The sequence below is a fragment of the Magnetococcales bacterium genome, from assembly GCA_015231175.1.
Lineage (GTDB): Bacteria > Pseudomonadota > Magnetococcia > Magnetococcales > DC0425bin3 > HA3dbin3.
Genome location: JADGBZ010000153.1, coordinates 1 through 3,451 on the forward strand (window position 1 = coordinate 1; position 3,451 = coordinate 3,451).

Here is a 3,451-nt window from a genome sequence, read left to right on the forward strand (position 1 = left end):
GTAGGAGTTCTCCCCTTTGCTGTAGAACAGCTTCATGCCGAAATTCGACGAATCAACAGCGCCCGGGGTCGCGGGTATGGTTGCGGAGAACGGTTCCCCCAAGAAACACCACCCTGAGACTTTCGACACATAGTCGAAGGCCGAAGTATCACCCGAGCTGCTCACGGTGAAGGTCGCGGATTGGCCCTGCACCTTCCATGTTCCCGCCAAATCAGCGAGCTTTGTGGGCTTGGCGCTGCTTGTGTTGCTGGAGGGGCTGTTCGTGCCGCTGCTCGTGCCGCTGCTGGAGGGGCTGTTCGTGCCGCTGCTCGTGCCGCTGCTGGAGGGGCTGCTCGTGCCGCTGCTGGCTGTCGAGAGCGTGAGGTTCCCCTGGGTGGTACCGGAACAGCCGGAGTTGGTCCAGCTTCCGTTGAAGCTCAACGTGGAGCCACTCACCTTCCCGCTGCCGCTCATTTCGAAGGAACCAGCACCGCTCCCCGCAACAATTTTCTCTTTGAAGCTGAAGTTGCCATTACCGGTATCGGTAAACATCCCCTCGCCCTTACTTACCTCGCCGGTCCTGTTGTTTGTCGGCAAAGCGGTGAAGGAGCAATCGCTCTTGACGATAACGGTGTCCGTGTAGGAATCGGCGGAGCACATGCCTTCGGTGATGGTCTCCTGCTCTCCCCCGCGCCATGTCCCGGCGAAGGAGGCACAGGCGCCGGTTGTTGCGCTGGCCGCTTTGGCGATGTTTATTTCCAGGTTCGCCGCAGCAACGTCAGGCGCTACCTGGGTGGGCAGACCGCTCTTGTAATCGTCCGTTGATGTCACCTTTGCCATCACGTTGGTCAGAATGGTGCTGAAACCGCTGGAGCTGCTGAAATTGAGCGTCTTGACCGTGCTGTCATCCTTGAGCGCCACAAGCTTGGTATGCACACCGGTTGGAATGACGATTTTGCCGCTGCCGGGAGCGCTGTTGAGTGACTGGAGAAACGAGGCGATGTTTTTGACCGTAGCGTTCGTGGCGCTGGTTGCGCCGGGCACAAGGTCGACCGGGGTGACGGTGGTTTTGGCGGTTGCGGGCTGCCCTAGCTGGATGCCACCCACGGAGAAGGTCACCAGTTCGCCCGGCGCATACTTGAATTGGCCCCCATTGCCGGTCACGCCGCTCTGCGTGGCGGTGGTGTAAGTCACGCCGTCCACGGGGTCGTCAACGAAGGTACCCGTCTGCACCAAAACTGTGCTGCCGGTTGCGCCAGTGGTCGTGGTCGTACCACCCCCCCCGCCTCCGCCCCCGCAGGCGCCAAAAAAGGCAGCAACGAGCACAATTGAACACCCGTGTAATGTCCTTAACCACGCCGAAGAAGCGGAACGAACTACCATGACCATCCCTCCATGCTACGCCAGTGCTACGTCGTGACCCTGGGGTGACGAAAAAACTTCCCCCCCCCCCACTCTTTTTGGCACACCCTTATCACGAAAAACTAGCACCATGCAAGTTATTTTTCGCTCACCTTTTTTTTCGTTCGATACAGACGCCGACCGTGCGGGCAAAACGCAACGCACCGGGTTTTTCCAACTCGATGCGCACCAGTTCCACCAAAGGCTCTTCCAGACAGAGATCGGCCAGGGTTTCAGCCAAAGCCTCGACCAGGTTAAAAGAGGAACCTTCCACCAGGGCGATGATGCGTTTGGTGAGGGTCTTGTAATTGACCGTATCGGCAATCTGATCGCTGCGTCCGGCCCGGGAAAGATCGGTCGAAAGGGTGATATGCAATAAAATATCCTGGCGCGTCTTACGCTCCCACGCCTCGATGCCGATGGTGCAGCGCAAATGCAGACCCTGGATGGTGATTGTGTCGTTATGAGAGGGTGCCGAACAGTGACTCATGTCCACGCCTTTCTGAAGGGATACCGAGTGGCTACGACGGTCTACAGCAAATGCTCACCGCCATCCACGCACACCATATCGCCTGTGATGTAGTCATGTCGCAACAAGAACAGAAGCGTTGCCGTGATCTCTTCCAGGGTTCCCGGGCGGTGCATGGGGGTGGCTGCGGCGATGCGCAGAAATTGCTCCGGGGTAGCATCCGGGGCGGGCAGAATGGGACCAGGAGCCAGGGCATTGACCTGGATCACAGGCGCCAACTCCATGGCGGCCATCTGGGTCACACTCCACAGGGCGCTTTTGGCCATGGTATAGGCCAAATGGCCCGGACGTGGATGCTTGATACGCTGGTCCAGAATGTTGATCACCTTGCCGCGAACAGTCGCATCACCCGAATGGTTCAGGTGCGGCTGCCGGGCAAAAGCCTGCAACAACAAAAACGGCGCGGTCAGGTTGATGGCCAGATGCCGTTGCCACGCGGGGAGTTCCGTGTCACAGACCTTGCCAGGCAGAAAAATGGCGGCACTGTTGACTAAAATATCCACCCGTCCCATGACATCCACTGTGCGTGGCAACAGCGCCTGGGCCTGCCCGGGGTCAGCCAGGTCAGCGGCGAGAAGATGGGCCCGGCCACCGGCAAGACGAATCTGTTCACAAACCTCCAGAGCCCCCCCTTCCGTCTGGCCATAATGAATCATGGTGGTCACGCCAGCCTTGGCCAGAGCCAGGGCGCACGCAGCCCCCAGTCGTCGCCCTCCTCCTGTAATCAGAGCCGTGGTTCCGTTCAGTTCCAAGGTGCTTGCTCCGGCAGCGTGGCCGCAGGACAAGGGTGGGTGCTGAATCTGCCAGAGAGCCAGCCCCCTGGATCCCGATGCGTTGCCGGGTGGTGAATGGTTACCCAAAACGCTGCATGATGAAAACGCTCAAGAGTGGGAAAAGATATCCTCCTCTTCCCACCCCCCCAGATCCAACAAGGCACGGGTGGGGAGGAAGGCCATGCAGGCCTGGGCAAGTTCCAGGCGCTTTTCGCGCTGCAGCATGGTGACCAGTTTTTCCCTGATCGCAACGAGGTGAACGACATCGGCAGCCGCATAAGCCTGTTGCTGCGGCGTCAGGGTTGTCGCCGCCCAATCCGAGGATTGTTGCTGTTTGTCCAGACGGATATCCATGAACTCCGCAACCAGATCCTTGAGTCCATGTGAGCTGGTGTAGGTGCGAATCAGGCGTGAGGCGATCTTGGTGCAAAAAACCGGCTGCACCTGAATACCCAACCGATGGCGTAACATGGCCACATCAAAACGGGCAAAGTGGAAAATTTTTTCCACCCCGGAGGCCTCCAGAACCGTTTTCAGGCGCGGAGCCTGATCGCGCCGGATTTGCACCAGGGTGACCAATCCCTCTTCGTTGCACATCTGGACCAGACACAACCGATCACGCTGCAAATGCAACCCCTGGGTTTCGGTGTCAACGGCCAGATAGCGACTTTGGAGGTAGCGTTGCTGACGCTCTTCATCCAAATCATCCTGCAAGACCAAGGCTTTCATACCCAAGCTTTTCTTTTCATACCTAAGCTTTTCTTGTCAT

4 protein-coding genes are annotated in these 3,451 nt (G+C 58.4%); all 4 read right to left on the minus strand.

What is annotated here, in order from left to right; all coding sequences use genetic code 11:
• The coding region (locus HQL63_16055; GenBank protein ID MBF0178336.1) for a hypothetical protein at window positions 1-1,362 on the minus strand (1,362 nt) is incomplete at its 3' end.
• Window positions 1,363-1,489: 127 nt separating this feature from the next.
• Window positions 1,490-1,870 (minus strand): dihydroneopterin aldolase, encoded by a 381-nt coding sequence (folB, locus tag HQL63_16060; protein MBF0178337.1) that lies wholly within the window; start codon window positions 1,868-1,870, stop codon window positions 1,490-1,492.
• Between the two features lie 41 nt (window positions 1,871-1,911).
• Window positions 1,912-2,661, minus strand: coding sequence for an SDR family oxidoreductase (locus HQL63_16065; protein MBF0178338.1), 750 nt, complete (start codon window positions 2,659-2,661; stop codon window positions 1,912-1,914).
• Window positions 2,662-2,790: 129 nt separating this feature from the next.
• The gene (locus tag HQL63_16070; protein ID MBF0178339.1) at window positions 2,791-3,411 is read right to left on the minus strand and encodes a ribonuclease D; all 621 of its coding nucleotides are present in this window, start codon (window positions 3,409-3,411) and stop codon (window positions 2,791-2,793) included.
• Window positions 3,412-3,451 lie beyond the last annotated feature (40 nt).

Bases quoted from the DNA above. Each gene is read 5' to 3' on its own strand.
- folB (MBF0178337.1), bottom strand. From the start codon at position 1,870: ATGAGTCACTGTTCGGCACCCTCTCATAACGACACAATCACCATCCAG.
- HQL63_16070 (MBF0178339.1), bottom strand. From the start codon at position 3,411: ATGAAAGCCTTGGTCTTGCAGGATGATTTGGATGAAGAGCGTCAGCAA.